This is a genomic window from Nesterenkonia sp. YGD6 (assembly GCF_022565895.1).
Classification (GTDB): Bacteria; Actinomycetota; Actinomycetes; order Actinomycetales; family Micrococcaceae; genus Nesterenkonia.
Window position 1 is genome coordinate 1 of the sequence record NZ_JAJOYY010000011.1, and the last position, 22,023, is coordinate 22,023.

Genomic DNA, 22,023 nt, shown 5'->3' on the forward strand with positions numbered 1-22,023 from the left:
AGCTCGGCGGTGTCGCCATAGCGCACCTCGACCTCGATGCCGGTCTCTTCCGAGAAGGTGTCGATGAGCGGCTGGATCAGTTCCTCGTTGCGCCCGGAATAGAGCACCAGGCTCTCCTGCTCGGCGGAGGTCTCGTCACCGTTCGACGCCGGCTCAGTGGTATCGCCACAGGAGGTCGCGGTCAGGGCGACAAGTGCGCCCAGAGTGACCGCCACGGAGGTTCTGCGCATGGATGGTGTTCCTCGTCTCGCATCGGGGGGGGGCTCGCCGATGCGGCCCTGACTGGTCTGATACAAGGCTACCCTAAGATACGCAAGGTTGGTGTGTCTTAATTGAATAAGGCTCTATGTTGAGCGAGGAGACCCAGGCGCACCCGGCACAATGGTGCAGGTGATCCCCCTCTTCCTGGACTGTGACCCCGGCATCGATGACGCCCTCGCGCTGGGCTGGCTCTTCTGTCAGGACGACGTCGAGATCACCGGCCTCGCCGCCAGCGGCGGCAATGTCTCCACCGCCCAGGTGCTTGCGAACACGCTGGGCTGGCTGCAGCTGGCCGGCCGCACCGACCTGTCGGTCCACGTCGGGGCTGAACACCCGCTCGCCGGGGTGTCCGAATACGCGGAGGAGACCCACGGGGACACCGGCGCCGGCTACGCCCGGCTGCCCACCGGCAGGATCACCGCCGATGAGCTTCCCGCCGCGCAGGCCTGGGTCCGAGCGGCCCACGCACACCCGGGCGAGCTGATCGGTGTGCTCACCGGCCCGGCCACCAACCTGGCCCTGGCGCTGCGGCTGGAACCGAAGCTTCCACAGCTGCTGAGGCGGCTCTTCATCATGGGCGGAGCATTCAACTACCGGGGCAACACCCGACCCACCACTGAGTGGAACGTCAGCTACGACCCCGAAGCCACCAAGGCCGTGATCGACGCCTTCGGCGAGTCCACCCACCTGCCGGTGATCGGCCCGATAGAGGCCACCGAAGCGGTGGCGCTGACCCCGGTGCGGCTGCAGCAGATCCTCGACGGGACCAGCTCGGAGGCCTGGTCGGCCTGGCTGGCCCAGCTCGCGGAGGCGCTGCGGTTCTACTTCGAGTTCCACGAGGCAGATGGCCACGGCTACCTCGCCCATGTCCATGATCCCTATGTCACCGCCGCCGCGGTGGCCTGGGCCCGGATCCAGAACCACGGCGAAAGCCCCTCCCCGGCGGCAGGACCTGAGCGGGATTCGTTCCCGCGTGCCACAGACGGGATAATTCCCTGGGCGCGCAAGACCGAGAAGGCAGCGGTCGACGTCGAACTCATCGGCACGCTGACCCGTGGCGAGACCGTGGCCGACTGGCTCGGCCGCTGGGGCCGTGCGCCCAATGCGGAGATCATCCGCAGCCTGGACGCCGAGGCGTTCCTGGATCACCTGACCATCACCTTGAGAAGAGGACCACAACATCATGGCTCACACTGACCCGCACTCTGGGCAGGGGTCCGTCACCGCGGCGGATCCCGGAGAAACCCCGAAGACTCGCACTGCTGAATCCCGCACCACCCGCTCCCGCGCCTCCAAGGCCCGCACGCCCCACGCGTCCACGACAGATCGCGCCGGGAACCACATCAGGCCCGCTCCCCCGCTGTGGTCCGTCCTGGCGCTCACCGCCGGTGCCGCCGTGATCGTCGGCACCTACCTCTGGGTGCTCACCACCCAGCCCGCCACTCTCGGCGCCGACCTGGGCAACACCACCCTCGGTGTGATGGTCGGATACCTGCTCGGCGCCGTGCTCATCGCCGCCGGCACGCTCCCGCGAATCCCGCGCAGCGTGCTCGCCCTGATGCCGGTGATGATCGCGCTGAACATCGCCACCGGACAGATCGTCGGCACGATGACCCCCATTCCGCTCTACCTGGACTCCCTGGGCACCGTCATCATCGGTGTCATCGCCGGCCCCGCAGCCGGCGCGCTGACCGGCATCCTGACCAACGTCATCTGGGGCGTGACGATCAACCCGACCGTCATCGCCTTCACCGCCGGCGCCGCGTTCATCGGCGCCGCCGCTGGCTGGGCCGCTCGGCTCGGCGGCTTCCGCCGCATCTGGTGGGCCGTCATCGCCGGCGCCCTGGCAGGGATCCCCGCCGGCCTGATCGCCACCCCGGTGGCCGCCTTCATCTACGGCGGCGGACTCGGCGTGGGCACCGGCAGCGTCGTCGCCGCCCTGCAGGGCGCGGGCGCCTCGATGCTCGGCGCCGCCACCATCCAGGGACTGGGCAGCGACATCGCCGATAAGGCGATCATCTTCGCGCTGGCCTTCCTGGTGATCGCTGCGCTGCCGAGCCGGCTGCGCAGCAGGTTCCCCTTCACCGAGCACTCCAAGGTGAAGCGCTCGGCTGCGAAACGCGCCGCCGCGAAGCGGTCTGCGGCACAGGGCACGCCGCCGGACACCGCAGGATCGTCGCATGCGGCTGCATCCAGCCACTGAGCTGGTCCTGCTCGGCTGTGCGCTGCTGCTCGTCTACGGAGTCCCCTCCCCGCTGATCCCGGCCGCCATGCTCATCTGCGCGGTGGTCACAGCCGCGGCCTCCCCGCGGGTCCGCTTCCGCAGCTGGCTGCTGACCCTGGTGGTGCTGGCCGGACCCATGCTGGTCATGGTCGGCATCATCCAGGGGCTCTTCTACCCCGGCGAGCAGGCCGAGGTCCTCGCCGAGTTCGGACCCGCCGCGGTCACCGTGGAGGGCGTCGCGCTGGCGATCCAGCTCTGGCTCCGGGTCGCCGCGATGGTGGCCGTCTGCGCGCTGTTCGCCTTCGGGTCTGACCCGACGCGCGCCTTCGACGGTCTGCTGACCCTGCGCCTGCCCCTGTCCCTGGCCTATGTGTGCGCCGCCGCAATGAGCCTGATACCGCTGGCCCAGCACCGGGTCCGCGCCGCCCTGACAGCCCGCTCCGCCCGCGGCTGGGACACCGACCGGCTGCTCGTGCGGCTGCGCCTGCTCACCGGGGTGCTCACCGGACTGCTGGTCACCGCGATCACACAGCTCGATCAGCGCCATGACGCCCTTTCTCAGCGCGGGTTCGGCCAGGCCGCTCACCCCACCCCGGCCCGGTTCTATCCCCAGGGCGCGGGCCAGCGCGGACTGCGCTGGGGCGCCGTCGTCGGCTCAGCTCTGCTGGTGGTCGCCTCTCTGGCCGGACTGCTGCCGCTGCCTTCTGCCACCGAGATCCTCGGAGTCTTCGATGCCTGACCCCGCGCCGTCCTCCTCCGCCCTGCAGCCGCTGCTGCGTCTGACCGACTTCGGGTTCCATTACCGCGGCGCCGAGACTCCCGCTCTGGAGGCCGTGGACTTGGGACTTCGCCCCGGTGATGCCGTCGCGGTCCTGGGCCCACAGGGAGCGGGCACCTCCACCCTGGCCCGTGCCGCCGCCGGACTGCTCGGCGAACACGGGCACAGCACCGGCGTGCGCGAGCTGCGTGACCAGACCGATGGAGGGCACTCCTCCAGCGGCGAGCACGACAGTGCTCACGTGCGCGGCGGGGTGGGGATGCTCGGCGACGACCCGGAGGCCCAGCTCACCGGGCTGACCCGCACCGTCCGAGACGAGGCCGCGCTTCCTGGGCGGCTGCTGGGGCTGCCCCTGCCCGAGTGCCTGGAGCGCGCCGATGCCAGCCTGCAGGCGCTGGGCATCGCTGGCCTGGCTGAACGAGACCTCTCCACGCTCTCCGGCGGGGAACGGCAGCTCACCGCCCTCGCCGGGCTGCTCACCCTGCGCCCGAGCGTCCTGGTGCTCGATCAGCCCTCCCAGGCCCTCGATGCCAGCGCACGACGGCGCCTGGCCCGGTCCCTGCGCGAGTTCCGTGACGCCGGGGGCGCAGTGCTGCTGACGGGGCATCAGCACGATGACCTCACCGCCGCCTGCGACGAGGTGCTGTTCCTCGACCAGGGGCGCCCTGCCACGATGACCCCGGGGGGTCTGCTGCCGGCGGCGGAGCTGACCCGGGCGCAGTTGGACGAGCACGAGATCTGGGACGTTCGCCGCACCCCGGCTGCGCAGAGCGAGCCATCCGCGCCGGCGCCCGACCCTGGCCAGGAGGTGTTGCTGCGCGTGCGGGAGCTCTCCGTCCAGCGCGACGCCATCCGGGTGCTGGACGGCGTCGCGCTGGACCTGCGCGCCGGGGAGGTGGCCGTCCTGTTCGGCGCCAACGGGTCGGGGAAGTCCACGCTGCTCAGCGCCCTGGCGGGACTTCTTCCCGCAGAGCCTGGGACCAGGATCATCGGACCAGGCGGCGTCGAGCTCGCCGCGGCACCGGCGCATCGCCGCGCGGACCACCTGGCCTGGGTGGGCCAGGATCCCGGAGACCAGCTCTCCGCCTCCACGGTGCGCGCGGAGCTGATGCGCGCGGCCCCGCTGGGCCCGGGGGGACGCCGGCTCAGACGCGAAGACCGGCGGCGCGCACGGGCGCAGCGAGAGCTGGACGTGGAACAGGTGATGGAGACCGCAGGGCTCAGCGCTGACGCCGAGGAGCATCCCTATGATCTGGTGCCCGCCCAGCGCAAGGACTGCGTGATCGCGTCCGCGCTGCTGCTGAAGCCCGCGGTGCTCCTGCTAGATGAACCCACGCTGGGCCGTGATGCCGCCGGGATGCACCGATTGAGTTCTCTGGTCCGCGGGTTCACCGCCGCGGGAGGTGCGGTGCTGGTGGCGACCCACGATCAGCGCTGGGCGTCCGAGATCAGCGATCACCAGCTGCGCCTGGACGCGAGCAGCTAGAGAGGCAGTGATTCCCAGGTGTCCACCATGGCGGGCACCACCGAGACGACCAGCAGCCCGGCCATGACCAGGTTGAAGATCAGCATGTGCGCGGGCTGCGAGATGATCCGGCCTGCGCCCACGCCCAGCAGCGTCCACGCCACGGTGAAGGGGGCGCCGAAGGTGCAGGCCACCAGCGCGATCACCGCAACCTCCAGCATGAAGGAGTCCCAGAAGCCGGTGAAGGTGCTCAGCGCGGCCACTGAGAGGGTCCACGCCTTGGGGTTGACGAACTGGAACAGCGCCATCTGCACGAACCCCGGCGGCTTGGCTCCGGGGTTCGGGGTCAGCGTGGTGGGTCCGTTGGCGATCTTGAAGGCGAGCCAGAGCAGGTAGAGGATCCCGACGGGGCGCAGGATGTCGAGGATCACCGGCCACTGCTCGAGCGCCTGGCCGAGGCCGATCCCCACCAGCAGCACCATGGACGGGAAGCCGAGGTTCACTCCCAGGATCGCCGGCAGCGTCCGCTTGAAGCCGTAGGCGGCTCCGGAGGCCATCACGATGGTGTTGTTCGGCCCGGGGGTGCCGGCGCCGGCCACCACGAAGAGCATCAGAGAGAGAATCGCCACTGGACGAGACTACTCTGCCAGCACCTCGGCGCTCTGCGCGAGCGCGATGATCTCCTCGGTCACCCGTTCGCGCAGTCGCGGGTCCAGCCGCTCGGTGGAGAGCGCCTCGTAGAACCACAGCCCGTCGGCGGCGAGCCGCGCGATGAAGCGCTGGACCGCCGCGGCCTCCGCGGCGTCGTCGTCGAGGGCCTGGGTCTCTTGGGTGCCCGTGGACAGCGGAGCTTCAGCGGGCCGGGGGACTCCCGGCGGCTGCGGCGCCCAGCGGGCGAAGACCTCGTCCCAGGCGGCGTTGGCCACCGGATCCTCGGAGGCCTCGAGCATCAGCAGCAGCTCCGCGCGCTCGGGGTTCTGGGAGAGCCGCACGAAGGCCCGGAAGCGTTCGTCGCGGCTGAGCCCCTGGGCCGTGCCGCCGGCCTGGGCCTCCAGCGCCAGCTCCCAGTTCTGCGCCACATGCCGGTGCAGTCCCAGCAGCAGCTCCTCCCGTGAGGGGAAGTGGTAGAGCAGCCCACCCTTGGTCATGCCGGCCTCGGCGGCCACCGACTCGTAGGTCAGCGTGGTCACGCCTTCACGCTGGACCACCCGGGTGGCGGCGTCGAGGATCTCGCGGCGTTTGGAAGGTCGCACAGGGTTGGATCTCCGATCGGTGGATGCTCATGTGCTTCTCGGTCTTCTCGAGGGTCCGCAGTGGTCGTCGGGGATTCTCAGTGGTTGTCGGGATAGGCCTGGGATTCGGTGCCCGGGGTGTAGCGGCGCAGCATCCAGGACGACGCGACGGCGGCGAGCACCATCACCACGGCGACGCCGATCAGCACGCCCAGGTAGGCGACGTCGAAGGCCTCGGCCGCTGCCGCCATCGCCGGGGCGTCCCCGGATTCGAGCACCGCGGCCGGGGCCTGGCCCGCGTACTGCTCGGCACCTGCGGGCAGCACCAGGACCCGGGTGTAGACGAAGGTGAGCAGGCTTCCCAGCATGGCCACCCCGACCAGACCGCCGAACTCGTAGGAGACCTCCTCGATGGAGGCCGCCATGCCGGCGCGGCGCGGTGGGACGTTGCCCATGATCGCGGTCGAGGCCACCGACATCGAGGCGCCCAGGCCGGCGCCGAGCACGCCGAAGCTGACCACCAGCAGCACCAGCGAGTCATCGATGACGGCGTAGATGGAGACCAGTGCGCCGATCGCGGCGAGGACCATGCCGCCGCCGATCAGCGTGAGCAGGCCGGCGCGGTGCAGGATCGCCCCGCCGAAGAGCGCGAAGGGCAGTGAGCCCAGGGCCAGCGCGGAGACGATCAGCCCGGCCTCCAGCGGGGAGAAGCCCTCGACCAGCTGGAAGCGCTGGGTGGTGCCCAGCTGGACCCCGACGATGGCGAAGATGCTGGCGCCTGCGGCGATGACACCGCCGCTGAATCCGCGGTTGCGGAAGATCGTGAAGTCCACCAGCGGCTCGGCGGTGCGGTTGAGTCGCATCTGGCGCCGGGCGAAGACGGTGAGCATGACGGCGGCGACCACGACGGAGACGATGAAGCGCAGCCAGTCCACCGGGGTCTCGGCGATGGTCTTGATCGCCAGCACCGCGGCGGTGAGCCCAAGCATCACCTGGGCGGAGGAGAGCCAGTCCCAGTGCCGGCCGGGGTTGGCCAGGTTCGGCGGGCCCACCAACAGCATCAGCACCAGGGCGGCGGCGACGATCGGGACGTTGACCAGGAACACCGAGCCCCACCAGAAGAACTCCAGCAGCACTCCGGACACGATCGGGCCCAGGGCCATGCCCACGGTGGCCACGGCGGCCCAGATGGCGATGGCCATATTGCGCTCACGCTCCACTGAGAACGTCAGCCGGATCAGCGCGAGCGTGGCGGGCATCATTGCGGCGGCACCCACGGCGAGGAGCGCGCGGGAGGCGATGAGCATCTCGGAGCTGCCGGAGAAAGCGGCCAGGATCGAGGCCACTCCGAAGATGCCGAGGCCGACCTGGAAGATCCGTTTGTGCCCGAACCGGTCGCCCAGGGCGCCGGATCCGGGCAGCAGCCCGGCGATCACCAGCGGGTAGGCATTGATGATCCACAGCTGCTGAGAGGAGGAGGCGCCGAGCTCTGCGGTCAGGGTGGGCAGGGCGGTGTAGAGGATCGTGTTGTCCAGGGCGATCAGGAACAGCGCCGAGGAGACGATGGCGAGCAGGGTCCAGCGCTGCCACGCGCTGAGGGCATGGCGATCGACATGCACAGGAGAAGGAAGGGTCATCACCCGAGTTACTATACTATACGTCCGGTATAGTTACTGGTGAGGTTGATCACCCAGCAGGGTGTCCAGCGTCTGCAGCGCCGGGGTGATCCGGGTCCTCCAGCGCCAGTCCGCCTTGGGGTCGGCACGGGAGGGACCGCCGTTGATCACACCGATGGGCCGATCCGACTGGTGCATGGTCAGCGCGATCTTGAATCCGCTCATCACCGCCATCGAGCTGCCCACCACCAGCAGCGCCGAGGACGCGGCGACGAGTTCCTCGACCGCGGCCTTGCGCTCGGCGGGCACCGATTCGCCGAAGTAGACGACGTCGGGCTTGAGCTTCTCGGAGCCGCAGACCAGGCAGGTGACCATGTGAAACTTCTCCACCCAGGACTGATCCAGGGTGACGTCGCCGTCGGGGTTCACGTTCTCGGCGGCGGCGAAGGCGGCCTCGGCGTAGCCGGGGTTGGCCTCCTGCAGCCGCGCGTCCAGCGAGGAGCGGGCCTCGCGGTTGCCGCAGGTCAGGCAGATCACGGAGTCCATGTCGCCGTGCAGGTGGACCACCGGATCGGCCCCGGCGGCGCGGTGGAGACCGTCCACGTTCTGGGTGATCAGTCCGCTGAGCAGCCCTTCAGACTGCCAGTCGGCGAGCAGCTGGTGGGCCGAGTTGGGCTCGGCCTGGTGCATCTGGCGCCATCCGACGAAGCCACGGGCCCAGTAGCGACGGCGCGAGGCGGCGTCGTGCTGGAACTCCTGGTAGGTCATCGGACGGTGACGATGCAGGGACCCCTGGGGGCCGCGATAATCCGGGATGCCGGAATCCGTGGAGACGCCCGCCCCGGTGACGCAGAGGACGTCGCCCAGCTCGAGCATCCGCCGGATGCCCTCACGGGCGATCTCGTCGGGCTGGGGCTCGGCGGTGTCCTTCACCACCCGGGCTATGGATCGGAGCGCTGCCCTATGGGCGTTCTCGACGGGTTTGGTGAAGGCCGCTGGAGTGGGCTCTTCCACGGGTCAGCGCCCGTACTTGTCCTCGTACGGGTCAAAGCCGCTGCTGCGCTCTTCGGCGTCCGCGCGCGCTGGGCGGCTGGACGAATCCCTGTCACCACGGGTTTTGGCGAGCTCTCTCTCAAGAGCGGTCAGGTCGGTGTCCGGAGTGTAGTACTTGATCTCCCGAGCCTGCTTCGTAGCTTTCGCCTTCTGACGGCCACGCCCCATAAGCGAGACCCCCTCTGTCTTCTCGTATCCCTGGTGCGATGCCGGGCAGGGGCTATCGCGGGATTATCTGTGTATGGAGTAGTTCGTGATCCTAGGTTAACATGACTGGCGCTGCGCCGTCGTCCGAACTGTCCTTCGAGCGAGCACGATCACACCTTTCAACGCCAAGATGGCGTACTCTGTTCCGCACGGTCCAAAGAAAGTACCGACCGCTGCGACAACGCCATCCGACGATCTCGGTGGCGCGGCAGACGATGCACCTTAGCTGAGCCCCTGGCCCCCGCCGTGAACCGCGGGTGCGGCCGCGATGGGCCAGCTCTGCGCGTGCAGCCCCATCACACTTCTTCCAGGAGACACCTCCATGTCCACAAATGACCGCGCGGCGACGGCGCCCACGGCCCCCACCACTGATGAGATCTTCGCTGCCCACGAGGGCGGCAAGCTCAGTGTCGAGACCACCATGCCGCTGGACTCCACGCGCGCACTCTCAATCGCATACACCCCGGGCGTGGCGCAGGTCTCGCGCGCCATCCACGAGACGCCGCAGCTGCAGGCCACCCACACCTGGGCCGACCGCCTGGTGGTGGTGCTCTCCGACGGCACCGCCGTCCTCGGGCTGGGCGACATCGGCCCGGCCGCCTCGCTGCCCGTCATGGAGGGCAAGTCGGCGCTGTTCAAGGCTTTCGGCGGCCTCAACTCGATTCCCCTGGTGATCGATACCAACGATGTGGATGAGATTGTAGAGACCATGGTGCGGCTGCGCCCCAGCTTCGGGGCGGTGAATCTCGAGGATGTGGCGGCTCCACGCTGCTTCGAGCTCGAAGCTCGCCTGATCGAGGCGCTGGACTGTCCGGTGATGCACGACGACCAGCACGGCACCGCCGTCGTCGTCCTGGCCGCTCTGACCAACGCCGCACGCGTCACCGAACGCGAGTTCGCTTCGATGCGCGTCGTGATCGCGGGGGCGGGAGCCGCTGGGATCGCGGTCACCGAGATCCTGCTCGGCGCCGGCGTCGGCGAGGTGATCCTGACCGACTCGCGCGGAGTGATCCATGAGGGCCGCGAGGGGCTCAGCGAGATCAAGACCCAGTATGCGCAGCGCACCAACCGCAGACAGGTCAGCGGTCAGCTCGCTGAGGCGCTGGACGGGGCCGATGTGTTCATCGGCGTCTCCTCCTCCAGGGTCCCCGAGGAGGAGCTGGCCCGGATGAACGATCGTGCGATCGTCTTCGCCCTGTCCAATCCGGACCCCGAGGTGATGCCCGAGGTCGCCAAGCGCCACGCAGCTGTGGTGGCCACCGGCCGCTCGGACTACCCCAATCAGATCAACAATGTGCTGGCATTCCCGGGAATCTTCCGCGGGGCGCTGGACGCAGGAGCACGCCGGATCACCCAGGAGATGAAGATCGCGGCGGCGACCGCGCTGGCGGACCTCGTGGGAGATGAGCTCAGTCCGGAGCACATCGTGCCCTCTCCGTTGGATGCACGCGTGGCTCCCGCCGTGGCTCGAGCCGTGATGGACGCGGCTGCGGCAGCGAAGGCGCCAGGGGCGACGGCTGCAGGGCACGGGGTATCGGCCGAAGTCTCGGCCTAGCGGCCCTCGCGGAGGTCGGGGAGGTGGACCTTACTCGGCGGGCGGTGGAGAATTCGGTCTATGACTGATCTACCGCTTCTGCCGGAGTCCGACCTGCCCGAGCTGCGCTGGTGCTCGGCCTCCCTGGACGGGCTCGGCGCCATCGTGGCAATCTACTCCCCCGAGGACGACACGATCCGGGCCGCTTCGCTGGCCCAGGCTGCCGGTGACGAGCCGGAGGTGGCTGCGATCGGGCGGGTGCTGGAGCAGCTGATGGACCAGCTTGAGGTGTTGGCCCCGGCCACCGCGGCCCGGGAGATGAAGCCGCTGCCTGCGGGCACCGGACAGGTTGCTGAAGCGGTGGCGGCCTATGCCGCGGGCGACCATGCGGCCCTGGATGAGCTGGCCGTGGTGCAGCCCGGCTCGGGCTACCGCCAGGAGGTCTGGGCGGCGCTGCGCGACGTTCCGGCCGGGGAGACGGTCTCCTACGCGGAGCTCGCCCAGATGGCCGGCCGCCCGCTGGCACACCGAGCCGCGGCAAGCGCCTGTGCGAACAATCTGGTCGCCTTCGCGGTGCCGTGTCACCGCGTGATCCGCTCCGACGGCGGCCTCGGCGGCTACGGCTTCGGCGGCATCGAGACCAAGCGGGCGCTGCTGGCCCGCGAAGGCCTCCTCCTGAGCCGCTAACCTTCCTGGCTGCCCAACCTGCGCAGTTGAGTTCTCCGGCGGTTACGTACCGACCGGAGAACTCAACCAGCCATGAGGATCGGCGCGGGCACGAGGCCTCCGGGCCGTGACAGCTTGCAGATCGCTGGTGCAGACTCGGGCTTTTCGGCACTGGAGGACGCATGGCCAGGGAATTGGTATGGACAGGCTTCATGTCCCTTGATGGCGTGGTTGACTCCCCGGGCGCCATCAGCGAAGGGCACCCCAGCGGCGGGTGGGTGCCCCGCACAGAGTTTCTGCCCGAGGCGTTCTCGCTCAAGGACGAGGAGCTGGAGGAGACGACGGCGCTGATGTTCGGCCGCCACAGCTACGAGGCCTTCGCCCCGATCTGGCCAGGATCCGAGGATCACGCGGCGTACAGGGATCTGCCGAAGTACGTGGTCTCGACCCGCCTGGAGGAGGACGCGACCATCGAGGGCTGGGGACCGATCACACTGCTGCGCTCCACCAAGGACGTGGCCGCCGTCAAACAGGAGGACGGCGGTGCAGTCTTCATCCACGGCAGCGCCGCACTGGCGCGAAGCCTGATGCACGCGCGCCTGATCGATCGCTACAACCTGCTGATCTTCCCGGTGCTGCTCGGCGCAGGAAAGCGACTCTTCACCGCCGAGGAGCGTCCGGCGACGAAGCTGACCCTGCGCGAATCTGCCCACTACCCCAACGGAGTCCTCAAGGCGGTCTACGACGTCCACCGCTGAAGCCTGGCCTCTACTCCCAGGTGGCTGAGTTCTCCGGCGGTTACGTACCGACCAGAGAACTCAACCACCCAGGAAGGATGAGGGTCAGGACTTCTTGGTCACGGTGAGCCCGTGCACGGACTCCCCTTCCAGGGCGAGCTCCTGCCGGTCTACCAGGACGGTGTCTCCGTCCTCGACCTCGCCGGAGAGCAGCGCGCGCGCCAGCTGGTCGCCGATCTCACGCTGCACCAGTCGGCGCAGCGGCCGAGCGCCGTAGGCGGGGTCGTAACCGGTGAACGCCAGCCAGTCCCGCGCGGCCTCAGTGACCTCCAGGACCAGACGCCGTGCGGCCATGCGCTCCTGCAGCAGCCCGATCTGCAGCTCCACGATTCCGCTGAGCTGTTCCATGCTCAGCGGATCGAACATCACGATGTCATCGAGTCGGTTGAGGAATTCGGGCTTGAAGGAGGCATGGACGACGTCCATGACCCGCTGATGCTTGATCTTGGTCTCCAGGGTCTGGTCCACCAGGAACTGGGAGCCCATGTTGGAGGTCAGGATCAGCACCGTATTGCGGAAGTCCACGGTGCGGCCCTGGCCGTCGGTGAGCCGGCCGTCATCGAGGACCTGGAGCAGGATGTCGAAGACCTCGGGGTGGGCCTTCTCCACCTCATCCAGGAGCACCACCGAATAAGGACGACGCCGGACTGCTTCAGTGAGCTGGCCGCCCTGGTCGAAGCCCACATAGCCTGGGGGCGCACCGACCAGCCGGGCCACGGAGTGCTTCTCCGAGTATTCGGACATGTCGATGCGGATCATGGAGCGCTCGTCATCGAAGAGGAACTCCGCGAGCGCCTTGGCCAGCTCGGTCTTGCCCACGCCGGTGGGGCCCAGAAAGAGGAAGGAGCCGGTGGGTCGGTCGGGGTCGGAGACGCCGGTGCGCGCGCGGCGAACGGCGTCGGAGACCGCCCCGACAGCCTTGGTCTGCCCGATCAGCCGCGAGCCGATGAGCTCCTCCATCTGGAGCAGCTTCGCGGTCTCGCCCTGCAGCAGCCGCCCGGCAGGGATGCCGGTCCAGGCCGAGATGACCCCGGCGATCCCGTCGGCGTCGACCTCGTCGGCGACCATCTTCTTCTCCGGGGCCGGGGTGGAGGCGTCCTCCTCCTCAGCGGCGGCCAGGTCCTTCTCGACCTGCGGGATCTCGCCGTAGAGCAGCCGGGAGGCCTCGGCGAGGTCGCCGTCGCGCTGGGCGCGTTCGGCGGCGGACTTCAGCTCGTCCAGGGTCACGCGCAGTTCACCGGCGCGGTTGAGCTCGCCCTTCTCGGCCTCCCAGCGCGCGGTGAGCTCGGCGAGCTCCTCCTTGCGGTCGGCCAGGTCCTCGCGCAGGGTGATCAGTCGCTCGGCGGAGCCGGCGTCGGTCTCGTTCTGCAGCGCGAGCTCCTCCATGGTGAGCCGGTCCACCACTCGACGCAGCTCGTCGATCTCCACCGGGGCGGAGTCGATCTCCATGCGCAGCCGGGAGGCGGCCTCATCGATGAGGTCGATGGCCTTGTCCGGCAGCTGACGGCCGCTGATGTAGCGGTCGGAGAGGGTGACGGCGGCGACCAGGGCGTTGTCGGCGATGCCCACCTTGTGGTGCGCCTCGTAGCGCTCCTTGATCCCGCGCAGGATCGCGATCGCGTCGGGCACCGAGGGCTCTCCCACGTAGACCTGCTGGAAGCGGCGCTCCAGGGCGGCGTCGGCCTCGATGTTCTCGCGGTACTCATCCAGCGTGGTCGCACCGATCAGGCGCAGCTCCCCACGGGCGAGCATCGGCTTGAGCATGTTGGAAGCGTCCATGGAGCCCTGCGAGGCGCCGGCTCCGACCACGGTATGGATCTCGTCGATGAAGGTGACGATCCGGCCTTCCGCGGCCTTGATCTCCTCGAGCACGGCCTTCAGCCGCTCCTCGAACTCCCCGCGGTACTTCGCACCGGCGATCATCGCGCCCAGGTCCAGCGAGATCAGCGTCTTCTCGCGCAGCGACTCCGGCACGTCACCGGCGACCATGCGCTGGGCCAGGCCTTCGACGACGGCGGTCTTGCCGACCCCGGGCTCACCGATCAGGACCGGGTTGTTCTTGGTCCGGCGCGAGAGCACCTGGACCACCCGGCGGATCTCCGAGTCACGCCCGATCACGGGGTCCAGCTTGCCCGAGCGCGCGATCTCGGTCATGTCCGTGCCGTACTTCTCCAAGGCCTGGAAAGTGTTCTCCGGGTCAGGGGTGGTGACCTTGCGGTCTCCACGCAGCCCTGGCAGCTCGGCCTTGAGCGCCTGCAGGGTCGCGCCGGCATCCGCGAGGGCCCGGCCCACCGCGCCGCCGTCGGTGGCCGCGCCGATCAGCAGGTGTTCCGTGGAGACGAAGTCATCGCCGAAGTCCTCGGCCTGCGCCTGGGCAGCCTTGATGACGTTGAGCCCGGCGGGCGAGAACTGCGGAGCGGCGACGGAGTCCCCGCGAGTGGCGGGCAACGCCTTGATGATGGCGGAGGCGCGGGTGCTCACGGCGTCGGGATCGACTCCGGCGGCCTTGAGCAGCGCGACGGCCATGGATTCGCGCTGATCCACCAGTGCCTTGAGGATGTGGGCCGGCTCCACCTGCGGGTTGCTCGCGGTGTTCGCGTTCATTGCGGCCGCGGAGACGACCTCCTGCGATTTGGTCGTGAGTTTGACGTCCATGTCTGCCCCTCCCAGTGCGTGGTGACGCCGGTTGCACGACGGCGCCGAATAAACTTGAGTCAATAGTACTCAACTTTGAGTTGGGCGGAAGTATTCCATCGCCGGCAGGCGGTCCCGCGATCACTTACCACCGAAACAAAAAGACTAGGGTCAGCGAGTTTAGCTATCGGCTTTGACGCCGTCAGCCCACAGTTCAGAAGCACCGGCCAAGTCTCCCCAGCCACTACACACGGCCTAGGGCGTCGATATCTTCCAAGAAGTCCTGCTGCACTTCGGCGCTGACGGTGGTGCGGGTTTCAGAGATTGCGTCGAGGTAGTCCTGTGTAGAGGGTCCCTTCCGCAGCGCCTCCCGGGCCGAAGCCGTCCCGACTGAAGCCAGCCGGCCGTCGTCGTACACTGCTTTTTCCAGTGCCTGCTGGGAGGCACTGCGTGCCGCGTATTCGATATCCGCAGGGGAGAATCCTTCGGTGCGTGCCACGAGCAGTTCCACGTTCACGGCGTCCACTACGGGTGACGGGATAAAGCGCTGCCACATGGCTTCGCGGGCCTGCCGGTCCGGCAGTCCGATGGGGATGACGTAGTCGAAACGGCCGTGGCGAAGGAAGGCGGTGTCCAGCGCGCGAATGAAGTTGGTAGCGCAGACCAGTAGGCGCCCGGGCTGTTCGCGGAAGGCCGGGATGATCTTGAGGAGCTCGTTGGTGACTCCCTGCAGCGGCGAGGGCGGTTCGCCGGAGCGCTGGGAGGCGATTTCTTCCACCTCGTCGATGAACACCACGGCGTGCTCCAGGTCGGCGATCTCGAGGAACGTTTCGCGCAACGCTCCCGCCAGGCCCTGCGGGTCGGCGGCGAGGCGGGAGGGAAACACTTCGACGAAGGGCCACTCGAGGCGGGAGGCGATGGCTTTGGCGAAAGTGGTCTTCCCGGTGCCGGGCGGGCCGAAGAGAACCACGGCGCGCGGCGGCACCACGCCGAATTCGTCCGCGAGGTCCGCTTCGGCAAGAGGCAGGACGAGCCGGCGCTCGAGCAGTTCCTTCTCCTTGCGCATTCCCGCGACGTTATCCCATAGGTCCCGGGCGAGGACGCGTCCGCCGAGCTGGCCGAGTGCGCCGAGTTCCTGGCGTTGGACGGGTATGGTCCGTTCGAAGTATCGCAGGTTCTGCTTCAGGGCGAAGCCGCGGCCCAGGAAGGCCTCCACGCGGGTTTCGGATTCCGGGATCAGCGCCGAGAGCTTGTTCAGCCCGTGCGGTGCCATCCGGTTTTCGACAGCGGCCAACAGCGCGGTGCCGACTCCCAGGTCGGAGTATTCGGGCAGGGTGGCCAGGAATACGATCCAGCCCTGATCATGTGCCGCGCGGCCGACGGCGGCGCCCACCACCTGCTCACCCTGCACCGCCACCACAGCATGGTCCTTCTCGCACGAGGCCACTACTTCAGAGATCGCGTATACCGGTTCGAGATTGTGGGACTTGAGCGTTTCCCAGAGGTGCAGGATCCCGTCAAGGTCCGCTGAGTAGAAGTCCCTGATCCGCCAATTGGTCATGACGTCCCTCTTTCTGGTGTGAATCCTTCTGGACAGCGCATCGTTTTCGGATTCAAACTGAACCGGCCCAGGTTCGATGCCGCTACTTTGCGGGTTCGGGCTCTCGAGTGAGGGCCTGATTGTGGAGCTTCTCGAACTCTATCGGGGTGAGCATCCCAAGAGTCCCGCGGAGTTGCCGATTGTTAGACCAGTCGACCCAGCCAGCAGACCCAGATTCCAGATATTGCTGGCTCGATGATCATCGCGTTTCGACACAGGTTGGCCTAGTCGCTTATGTACGCTGAGCGCTTCGAGGAGTCCGTAGTGCAGTTCCGGATCGTCGTAGCGCTCGGCGAGCTTGGCTATGGCCTGGACCAGGAGCAATCATCGCGCTATAGGAGCCAGCTTGAATACGTCGCAGTTCTCGCCGGGAACAACTAGCCGCTCTTCATCGGACACTTCACATGTTCGGCTTCCCGCCCGTCGCATCGAGCCTTCACCTCAGTTGCGCATGTGGCTCACCAAACGGTCCCGGGCGAGCCAGCTTCTCCACAGAACATCTCAGCGAGCCCCTCGCGACGACTGTTTGAGCTCCCCTGCGTTCGCGCCTGGGGATTACGACAAGTAAGTGAGACAGACCGCGTCTCAGCGCAATGTCATTCCCCATGTCAGCGGCCGACCCGTGTGACAAGATCCGCAGGACCCTACATTAGGATCCCGTTTTTCGTGTCACTGTCTCAGTTTCGTGTCACGTGCGTGTCACCCTCCCGATATCGTGTCACCGCGAGAATAGTGAAGGCATGGACGCTCAACTTCTTTTGAGAACCAAGCTGGAGCACCTCTCCCAAGAGGGAACCCTGGTTGAAACCACTGTGGGCGCTGTAGATCAACACCGGCTGTCAAGAGCCCTGCCGATCCGCGAACCACGCACCTATCGCAATCAGCGCCACTACTCGGGCTTGTTCTGGTCGAGCACCACACGAGGCCACGTGCCATACGAAAGCCTCCTCGAACTCGACCGACTTTGGGTAGCAGACTTTGACCCACTCGTCTCGTGGATTGCAGCGCAACCAATGTGGATTCGCTGACGCCATCAAACCCGGGGCAGACCAGACTCTCCATCAATCCCAGTACGGTTCAGACCCCTATGCGGGCATCGAGTCCTGGAGTGGACCATGAGTGTCCTCAAGGCGACCGGTCTACGGGCGCCCGTGCGTCGGAGGAAAGCTTCTCGTCTCGTGGAGGGTTTCGTGGCGCCTCTGGTTCACCCCGGAGTGCGCGGCGTTCTGGTCTCGCAGAGGCCAGCGCGTCCTGAACACCGCCGAACCCAGACAAGACGCCCTGCTACCCGACCAGACGGCTACTGCGCGGCGGTGGAGAGCCCTACGAGCTCAGCGCTCTTGTCCCACAGTCCGGCTGCCAGTTGCACGTCCGCGGCTTGAGGGTTGGTCTTGGCGGTCTTCTGCTTCTCGTAATACTCACCCGAGACCCACTCCCGGCCCGGCGCGCCCGCAGCAAGCCACACCAGGGGTAGCGCGCCCTGCTCGGGGCTGATGAGACCAGTCATTCGTCCCAGGGGGGTCTGATAGATGAACCGCATCACGCTGGTGGTATCTGAAGCGAAGCTTGTCATCACGTTTCCGGGGTGGAAGGCGACCGCGGAGATTCCCTGGTCGGAGAACCTGCGGTCGAGTTCCTTGGCGAAGAGGATATTGGCCAACTTCGCGTCGCCATAGGCCTTGTTCGCGGAGTACCTCCGCTCGTTATTGAGGTCATCGAGGTCGATCCTGCCGAAGAAACGCGCGCCCACACTGGACGTGTTGATGACCGACGCTTTGCTCGCCGTGAGCGTGTCCATCAGGAGGTTGGTGAGCAGGAACGGCGCGAGGTGGTTCACCTGCAGCGTCTTCTCGAACCCATCTTCAGTGCGAGTCTGATCCCCGAAGATGCCGCCGGCGTTGTTGACAAGAACGTCTATCCGGGGATATTGGTGCTTCAAACGCGCAGCAAGTGTCCTGACCTCGGAGAGCCTGGTGAAGTCAGCGAGGAAGAACTCGGTGTCGAGCTCGAGCGCCAGGGTTTCGGTCTTGTGCTTCGAGCGACCCACAAGGGCGACCTTATGGCCGTCTGCGACGAGCTGGCGGGCAGCTGCAGCTCCGATCCCGTCGCTGGCCCCAGTGAGGATGATGGTTTTTTCGAGCATGGTCTCTCTCCTTGATGGACGAATCTCTGATGGCAGTGGCTGCGCGGAGCGCTGAGTCAGACGGCGAGAGCGTGGAGCACCACTGAAGCGAGGACAACCATGAACACGATGATGTCAGCAACGAACGGGCCGGAGCTTCGCTAGCCGGCGCGGACACGCTCCACGACCAGCTGAAACGCGGACCCCGCCTAGGGCGTGGAGCAGTTGACACGTGATCGCGCAGCAGGTCCGATCTAGCCTAAGGAGAATCCTTCACGCTGCCCGCAAGTCGGTCGGTAACCGCGCGTGATCCACCTAATCGACGTCTTGCGCCCCTGTCATCGCTGGGATGCCCGTTTACCCCGCCCGACAAAGATGCCCGCAGGGGTGCCCTATCCGCTACACCTATCTCCATACTTTGGGACCCTCAGGCAATAGAGACACTGCTGCACCCTCACCTGGGGTAGTCGGGACGTAACCGCAAACGAACCTGAGGATTGCCACAAGTTGAAGAGACTGCCCATGCCCGCGAGAAATGTCACTTCCCACGTCAGCGCCTGGCCCATGTGACAAGATCCGCGGGATCCAACACTTGCGCAGGAAGTCGCACAACGTGTCGGTCGTCCCACTCATCTGGCGAAGAATGACCCTTGTCACACGAGTCGCTCTGGCGCACTTCTTGAGACCACCCTCGAATACGTCGATTCTGTCGGCGTTCGGACACTTACGACTCTGGGGCAAGTGCACGAGTCACGACTCTCACGAGGCCTGCCTGTTCGAACTATCCGTAGCTACCAGAATCAGCGGCCGCGACCAGCACGCCTCAGGGGGTGTCGGCCGGGAGGGAGCGCCCGGCACGGAGCGCGGACTGCCGTTCCCCCAATGCGCCGGTGACCCGCCACAGGACATCGTTCGCAGTCTTCACATCCTCCTGCGAGAGCCCGTGGGTCGCTCGAGCCACCATAGCGATGAAGTCGGCGTGGATCGCAGAGATGGTCCGATGTCCTTCGCTGGTCAGCTGCAGTCGCACACTGCGCCGGTCCTCCGGGTGGGTGACGCGTCGCAGCAACCCTGCGGCGACGAGGCGTCTTGAGATGCCGGTGACCGCCCCGCCGGTCAAGGCGAGATGGCCAGCCAGCTCCTTGGGGGTCAGGTCTCCCGATTCGGCGATGCGAAAGAGGCCTCGGAGGTCCGTGGTGGAGAGGGAATGCGCCTCTGCGAGGCGTTGCCGCTCTTCCTCAAGGGCCCTCAGGAGGTGGATGGCCGCGTTGGGGAAGCCTGTCAGTATGTGCCTGTCGTGCTGGTTCTGGGGCATCTTTCCTCCTGTCGAGGCTAGGACATGTGCGCTACCCGCTCGGCCATCGTGTTTCGCCTGATCCTACGACAGCTGGTTGATCGATCGTCGGCATATAGTTTAGTATGTCAAATATCCACTAAAGTATCGCCGCAGCTTGCAAGGTGGAGCGCGGCCTTCCCGATGGAGGACTCGTGATACCCGAAACCCTGACGCAAGGACAGTTCGACACCGTCTACAACTTCCTGTCGCTGGTCATCGCCTCGCAGCTCTTCACCGCCGTGTTCCTGCTCATCTGCCTGCCCCGGATCCTGCCCCGCTACCGGCAGGCCATCACCGTGGCCATCGTGGTCTGCGGCATCGCGGCATACCACTACTTCCGCATCTTCGACTCCTTCAAGGAGGCCTTCGTCTCTGACGCCGTCGGTGGCGACGGCATCTACACCCAGGCGGCAGGCGCCTCGTTCAACGAGGGCTACCGGTACGTGGACTGGCTCTTGACGGTGCCACTGCTGCTGGTCGAGCTGATCGCGGTGCTAGCACTGGCCAGCGCGTTGCAGTCCAAGTTGCTGTGGCGACTGGTCCCTGCAGCAGTACTGATGATCGCCCTCGGATATCCAGGCGAGATCAGCGACGACAACACTGTCCGGGGAGTCTTCTTCGGGCTCTCGATGATCCCGTTCCTCTACATCCTCTACGTGCTGTTCGTCCAGCTGACCGCCTCTCTCGACCTGCAACCGGCGGGCGTACGTCGTTCGCTGAGCAACCTGCGCTGGCTTCTGCTGGGCAGCTGGGCGGTCTACCCTGTCGCCTACCTACTGCCGATGCTCAACGTCTCCGGGGCGGATGCCTGGGTCGGCCAGCAGATCGGCTACTCGGTGGCTGACATCACTGCCAAGGCGGTATATGCGCTGATCATCTACCGGGTGGCCCGGATCAAGTCCTTCGCGGACGACCCCGCGTTCGCGGACCGTGAGCTGTCCCACGGTGTTCCCGCGCGGGAAACCGCCTGACGCCGGCATCATTGGCCTCGCAATAGCCCTCTAGCAAGTCGGGCAGCAATGCACGACCTGCCGGAGGACCGCTGCCTCTCGGGCGTTACCCATAGGGTCAGCTCCTGCGTACCCACTTCTCCTCCTGGCCGAGGGCGCCGAATCACCACGCAAGTCACGCCGGGCAGGAAGAGTTCCTTGTGCCCTACCTCCTCACGCAGGCCGGGACCATAATCAGGGGTACCCCTGGACTCACCCTACGACTTTCGGGGTTGCCAGTCTGGGGCCAGACCCAGAGGGCTCGAGTAGGACAACTCTGAGGATTTCGACACGTTAGTGAGACAGACCGCGTTCCATCGAGATGTCCCATGCCATGGCAGCTCGGGCTGCATGTGACAGGACCGCGAGATCCTTCAGTTGAAGGTTCCCGCTTAGGGTGGACTTGTCCCAGTAAATTGACCACCGCGTGTCAGATTTCTCAGAGACCTGTCATACCGGCGATCTAGGGGTGTGGGCGAACACGATGTGCCCCTCCGATGCTGCACAGTCGTCGATGACGACGTCGCGACGACTTGGGAACAGGCACGTGCCGACCTGACCGTCGCGGGTCTCCCGATCCGCACCCCACCCAACCGTTCACGGACTCTTTCGAGAGGGAGCCTGGGGCAACGGTTCGTGGCTCCTAGGCTCGATTGATCTCCAGCGGCATTTCCTCATTATCAAAAAGATTGTGCGAGCTCGATGCTGCGGTTCACCCTTGGCCTGCCGTATTCGGACCCTCGCCCCGGAGCGAACAGTGACAAGCCGAATGACATCGCTGCCGCCCAGAAGGTCCAGCCCGAAAGGGAACCTCCATGTCTCCTCTGCCTCAGCAACACCACGAAGCCACCACCCGCACACCCCGCGCCAAAGAAAGGCAGTCTTTCGATATCGATACAGTTTTAAAGAGACGCCGAGTTACACATTTATTACTTGAAAGTTAGGCCCGAGAAAGATCTCCGCAGTATTGGTGATCTGGGTTGCTCTGAGATCGTCACCTCTGGGGCCCGGGACGTATGGTCCCGTTTCACACCATCATCTTCAAAAGGATGACGGTCCGAATCATTGCCAATGCCGAGCAGGCGGGAACCTCCGGGTGAAGCGGATCGGTGAGCTGAGAAACTTTTTTTTGGATTTTCACCATCCGATCCTGCCGTCGCTCCGAACTCCGCGTACATGGCCTGGACGCGACCACGATCAGAGGCCGTATGACAACATCACTGTGACGAGGAGTCCCTCAAATGTTTAAATCCAAACTGTTCGCCGTCCCCACCCTCGCGCTCGGCGCAATGCTCCTGGGCGCAGGCCCAGCCATGGCCCACTCCGAGCACGGCGGAGCAACCGATGGCGCCGCCACCTCGACCTCCAGCGAGTCCTGGTCCTTCCAGGCCAACCTGGACCCGCTGAACAACAGCGGCACCGTCGGTGACGTGCTCATCGAGGGCCAGGGCAACCAGGCCACGGTCTACATGACCGTCGACGGCGCAGCCGAGACCTTCATGGACGGAC

General features: G+C 66.6%; 18 protein-coding genes and 2 pseudogenes. 10 read left to right on the forward strand and 10 right to left on the reverse strand.

The window, feature by feature from the left end:
* A pseudogene (locus LTI14_RS12870) lies at nucleotides 1–230 on the reverse strand (iron ABC transporter substrate-binding protein); the annotation flags it as partial.
* 151 nt (nucleotides 231–381) lie between these two features.
* On the opposite strand from LTI14_RS12870, the gene LTI14_RS12875 reads away from it, so the two are divergent.
* From LTI14_RS12875 to LTI14_RS12890, 4 genes are read left to right on the forward strand one after another with little or no spacing between them, the layout of a single operon-like run.
* Nucleotides 382–1,458, forward strand: coding sequence for a nucleoside hydrolase (locus LTI14_RS12875; protein ID WP_241476746.1), 1,077 nt, complete (start codon nucleotides 382–384; stop codon nucleotides 1,456–1,458).
* A complete protein-coding gene (locus tag LTI14_RS12880) occupies nucleotides 1,445–2,464 on the forward strand; it encodes a histidine kinase (RefSeq protein ID WP_241476747.1) in 1,020 nt (339 codons plus the stop codon). Before LTI14_RS12875 ends, LTI14_RS12880 begins: the two co-directional genes overlap by 14 nt.
* Complete coding sequence (locus LTI14_RS12885; RefSeq protein WP_241476748.1) at nucleotides 2,442–3,224, forward strand: energy-coupling factor transporter transmembrane component T family protein; 783 nt, start codon at nucleotides 2,442–2,444, stop codon at nucleotides 3,222–3,224. The genes LTI14_RS12880 and LTI14_RS12885 overlap by 23 nt, the downstream gene beginning before the upstream one ends.
* Nucleotides 3,217–4,749, forward strand: coding sequence for an ATP-binding cassette domain-containing protein (locus tag LTI14_RS12890; RefSeq protein ID WP_241476749.1), 1,533 nt, complete (start codon nucleotides 3,217–3,219; stop codon nucleotides 4,747–4,749). Before LTI14_RS12885 ends, LTI14_RS12890 begins: the two co-directional genes overlap by 8 nt.
* On the opposite strand, the gene LTI14_RS12895 is transcribed toward LTI14_RS12890, so the two are convergent.
* From LTI14_RS12895 to LTI14_RS12915, 5 genes are all read right to left on the reverse strand, one after another.
* Entirely contained in the window at nucleotides 4,746–5,357 is a 612-nt protein-coding gene (locus LTI14_RS12895) for a LysE family translocator (protein WP_241465910.1), read from the reverse strand. The genes LTI14_RS12890 and LTI14_RS12895 overlap by 4 nt on opposite strands.
* Before the next feature lie 9 nt (nucleotides 5,358–5,366).
* Nucleotides 5,367–5,981: a TetR/AcrR family transcriptional regulator gene (locus LTI14_RS13300; RefSeq protein WP_241476750.1), complete on the reverse strand. Its 615-nt coding sequence runs from the start codon at nucleotides 5,979–5,981 to the stop codon at nucleotides 5,367–5,369.
* A 77-nt stretch (nucleotides 5,982–6,058) separates the two neighbouring features.
* A complete protein-coding gene (locus tag LTI14_RS12905; RefSeq protein WP_241465907.1) occupies nucleotides 6,059–7,597 on the reverse strand; it encodes an MFS transporter in 1,539 nt (512 codons plus the stop codon).
* 33 nt (nucleotides 7,598–7,630) lie between these two features.
* Nucleotides 7,631–8,512, reverse strand: coding sequence for a Sir2 family NAD-dependent protein deacetylase (locus LTI14_RS12910; RefSeq protein ID WP_241476751.1), 882 nt, complete (start codon nucleotides 8,510–8,512; stop codon nucleotides 7,631–7,633).
* Nucleotides 8,513–8,593: 81 nt separating this feature from the next.
* A complete protein-coding gene (locus tag LTI14_RS12915) occupies nucleotides 8,594–8,797 on the reverse strand; it encodes a DUF3073 domain-containing protein (RefSeq protein WP_241465903.1) in 204 nt (67 codons plus the stop codon).
* A gap of 361 nt (nucleotides 8,798–9,158) precedes the next feature.
* On the opposite strand from LTI14_RS12915, the gene LTI14_RS12920 reads away from it, so the two are divergent.
* From LTI14_RS12920 to LTI14_RS12930, 3 genes are all read left to right on the forward strand, one after another.
* Nucleotides 9,159–10,391, forward strand: a complete 1,233-nt coding sequence (locus LTI14_RS12920; protein ID WP_241470689.1) for an NAD(P)-dependent malic enzyme — start codon at nucleotides 9,159–9,161, stop codon at nucleotides 10,389–10,391.
* 60 nt (nucleotides 10,392–10,451) lie between these two features.
* Complete coding sequence (locus LTI14_RS12925; protein WP_241470690.1) at nucleotides 10,452–11,057, forward strand: methylated-DNA--[protein]-cysteine S-methyltransferase; 606 nt, start codon at nucleotides 10,452–10,454, stop codon at nucleotides 11,055–11,057.
* A 161-nt stretch (nucleotides 11,058–11,218) separates the two neighbouring features.
* Nucleotides 11,219–11,794, forward strand: a complete 576-nt coding sequence (locus LTI14_RS12930) for a dihydrofolate reductase family protein (RefSeq protein ID WP_274616176.1) — start codon at nucleotides 11,219–11,221, stop codon at nucleotides 11,792–11,794.
* Nucleotides 11,795–11,878: 84 nt separating this feature from the next.
* Here LTI14_RS12930 and clpB read toward each other — a convergent pair whose 3' ends face one another.
* Both clpB and LTI14_RS12940 read right to left on the reverse strand, forming a co-directional pair.
* Nucleotides 11,879–14,488, reverse strand: coding sequence for an ATP-dependent chaperone ClpB (clpB, locus tag LTI14_RS12935; RefSeq protein WP_241476753.1), 2,610 nt, complete (start codon nucleotides 14,486–14,488; stop codon nucleotides 11,879–11,881).
* Between the two features lie 223 nt (nucleotides 14,489–14,711).
* Complete coding sequence (locus LTI14_RS12940; RefSeq protein ID WP_241465894.1) at nucleotides 14,712–16,028, reverse strand: ATP-binding protein; 1,317 nt, start codon at nucleotides 16,026–16,028, stop codon at nucleotides 14,712–14,714.
* 779 nt (nucleotides 16,029–16,807) lie between these two features.
* On the opposite strand from LTI14_RS12940, the gene LTI14_RS12945 reads away from it, so the two are divergent.
* The gene (locus LTI14_RS12945) at nucleotides 16,808–17,095 is read left to right on the forward strand and encodes a hypothetical protein (RefSeq protein WP_241465892.1); all 288 of its coding nucleotides are present in this window, start codon (nucleotides 16,808–16,810) and stop codon (nucleotides 17,093–17,095) included.
* A gap of 272 nt (nucleotides 17,096–17,367) precedes the next feature.
* Here the strand turns inward: LTI14_RS12945 and LTI14_RS12950 are convergent, their stop codons facing one another.
* Together LTI14_RS12950 and LTI14_RS12955 are read right to left on the reverse strand one after the other, a co-directional pair.
* Nucleotides 17,368–18,210 (reverse strand): SDR family NAD(P)-dependent oxidoreductase, encoded by an 843-nt coding sequence (locus LTI14_RS12950; RefSeq protein WP_241465891.1) that lies wholly within the window; start codon nucleotides 18,208–18,210, stop codon nucleotides 17,368–17,370.
* A gap of 802 nt (nucleotides 18,211–19,012) precedes the next feature.
* Nucleotides 19,013–19,504, reverse strand: coding sequence for a MarR family winged helix-turn-helix transcriptional regulator (locus LTI14_RS12955; protein WP_241470694.1), 492 nt, complete (start codon nucleotides 19,502–19,504; stop codon nucleotides 19,013–19,015).
* A 173-nt stretch (nucleotides 19,505–19,677) separates the two neighbouring features.
* Here LTI14_RS12955 and LTI14_RS12960 point away from each other — a divergent pair, with 173 nt between their 5' ends.
* Together LTI14_RS12960 and LTI14_RS12965 are read left to right on the forward strand one after the other, a co-directional pair.
* A complete protein-coding gene (locus tag LTI14_RS12960; RefSeq protein ID WP_241465887.1) occupies nucleotides 19,678–20,496 on the forward strand; it encodes a bacteriorhodopsin-like in 819 nt (272 codons plus the stop codon).
* 1,259 nt (nucleotides 20,497–21,755) lie between these two features.
* Nucleotides 21,756–22,023, forward strand: a pseudogene (locus LTI14_RS12965) (hypothetical protein); the annotation flags it as partial.

Bases quoted from the DNA above. Each gene is read 5' to 3' on its own strand.
- LTI14_RS12955 (WP_241470694.1), bottom strand. From the start codon at position 19,504: ATGCCCCAGAACCAGCACGACAGGCACATACTGACAGGCTTCCCCAAC.
- LTI14_RS12880 (WP_241476747.1), top strand. From the start codon at position 1,445: ATGGCTCACACTGACCCGCACTCTGGGCAGGGGTCCGTCACCGCGGCG.
- LTI14_RS12940 (WP_241465894.1), bottom strand. From the start codon at position 16,028: ATGACCAATTGGCGGATCAGGGACTTCTACTCAGCGGACCTTGACGGG.
- LTI14_RS12875 (WP_241476746.1), top strand. From the start codon at position 382: ATGGTGCAGGTGATCCCCCTCTTCCTGGACTGTGACCCCGGCATCGAT.
- LTI14_RS12950 (WP_241465891.1), bottom strand. From the start codon at position 18,210: ATGCTCGAAAAAACCATCATCCTCACTGGGGCCAGCGACGGGATCGGA.
- LTI14_RS12945 (WP_241465892.1), top strand. From the start codon at position 16,808: ATGGACGCTCAACTTCTTTTGAGAACCAAGCTGGAGCACCTCTCCCAA.
- clpB (WP_241476753.1), bottom strand. From the start codon at position 14,488: ATGGACGTCAAACTCACGACCAAATCGCAGGAGGTCGTCTCCGCGGCC.
- LTI14_RS12930 (WP_274616176.1), top strand. From the start codon at position 11,219: ATGGCCAGGGAATTGGTATGGACAGGCTTCATGTCCCTTGATGGCGTG.
- LTI14_RS12920 (WP_241470689.1), top strand. From the start codon at position 9,159: ATGTCCACAAATGACCGCGCGGCGACGGCGCCCACGGCCCCCACCACT.
- LTI14_RS12925 (WP_241470690.1), top strand. From the start codon at position 10,452: ATGACTGATCTACCGCTTCTGCCGGAGTCCGACCTGCCCGAGCTGCGC.
- LTI14_RS12915 (WP_241465903.1), bottom strand. From the start codon at position 8,797: ATGGGGCGTGGCCGTCAGAAGGCGAAAGCTACGAAGCAGGCTCGGGAG.
- LTI14_RS12890 (WP_241476749.1), top strand. From the start codon at position 3,217: ATGCCTGACCCCGCGCCGTCCTCCTCCGCCCTGCAGCCGCTGCTGCGT.
- LTI14_RS12905 (WP_241465907.1), bottom strand. From the start codon at position 7,597: ATGACCCTTCCTTCTCCTGTGCATGTCGATCGCCATGCCCTCAGCGCG.
- LTI14_RS12885 (WP_241476748.1), top strand. From the start codon at position 2,442: ATGCGGCTGCATCCAGCCACTGAGCTGGTCCTGCTCGGCTGTGCGCTG.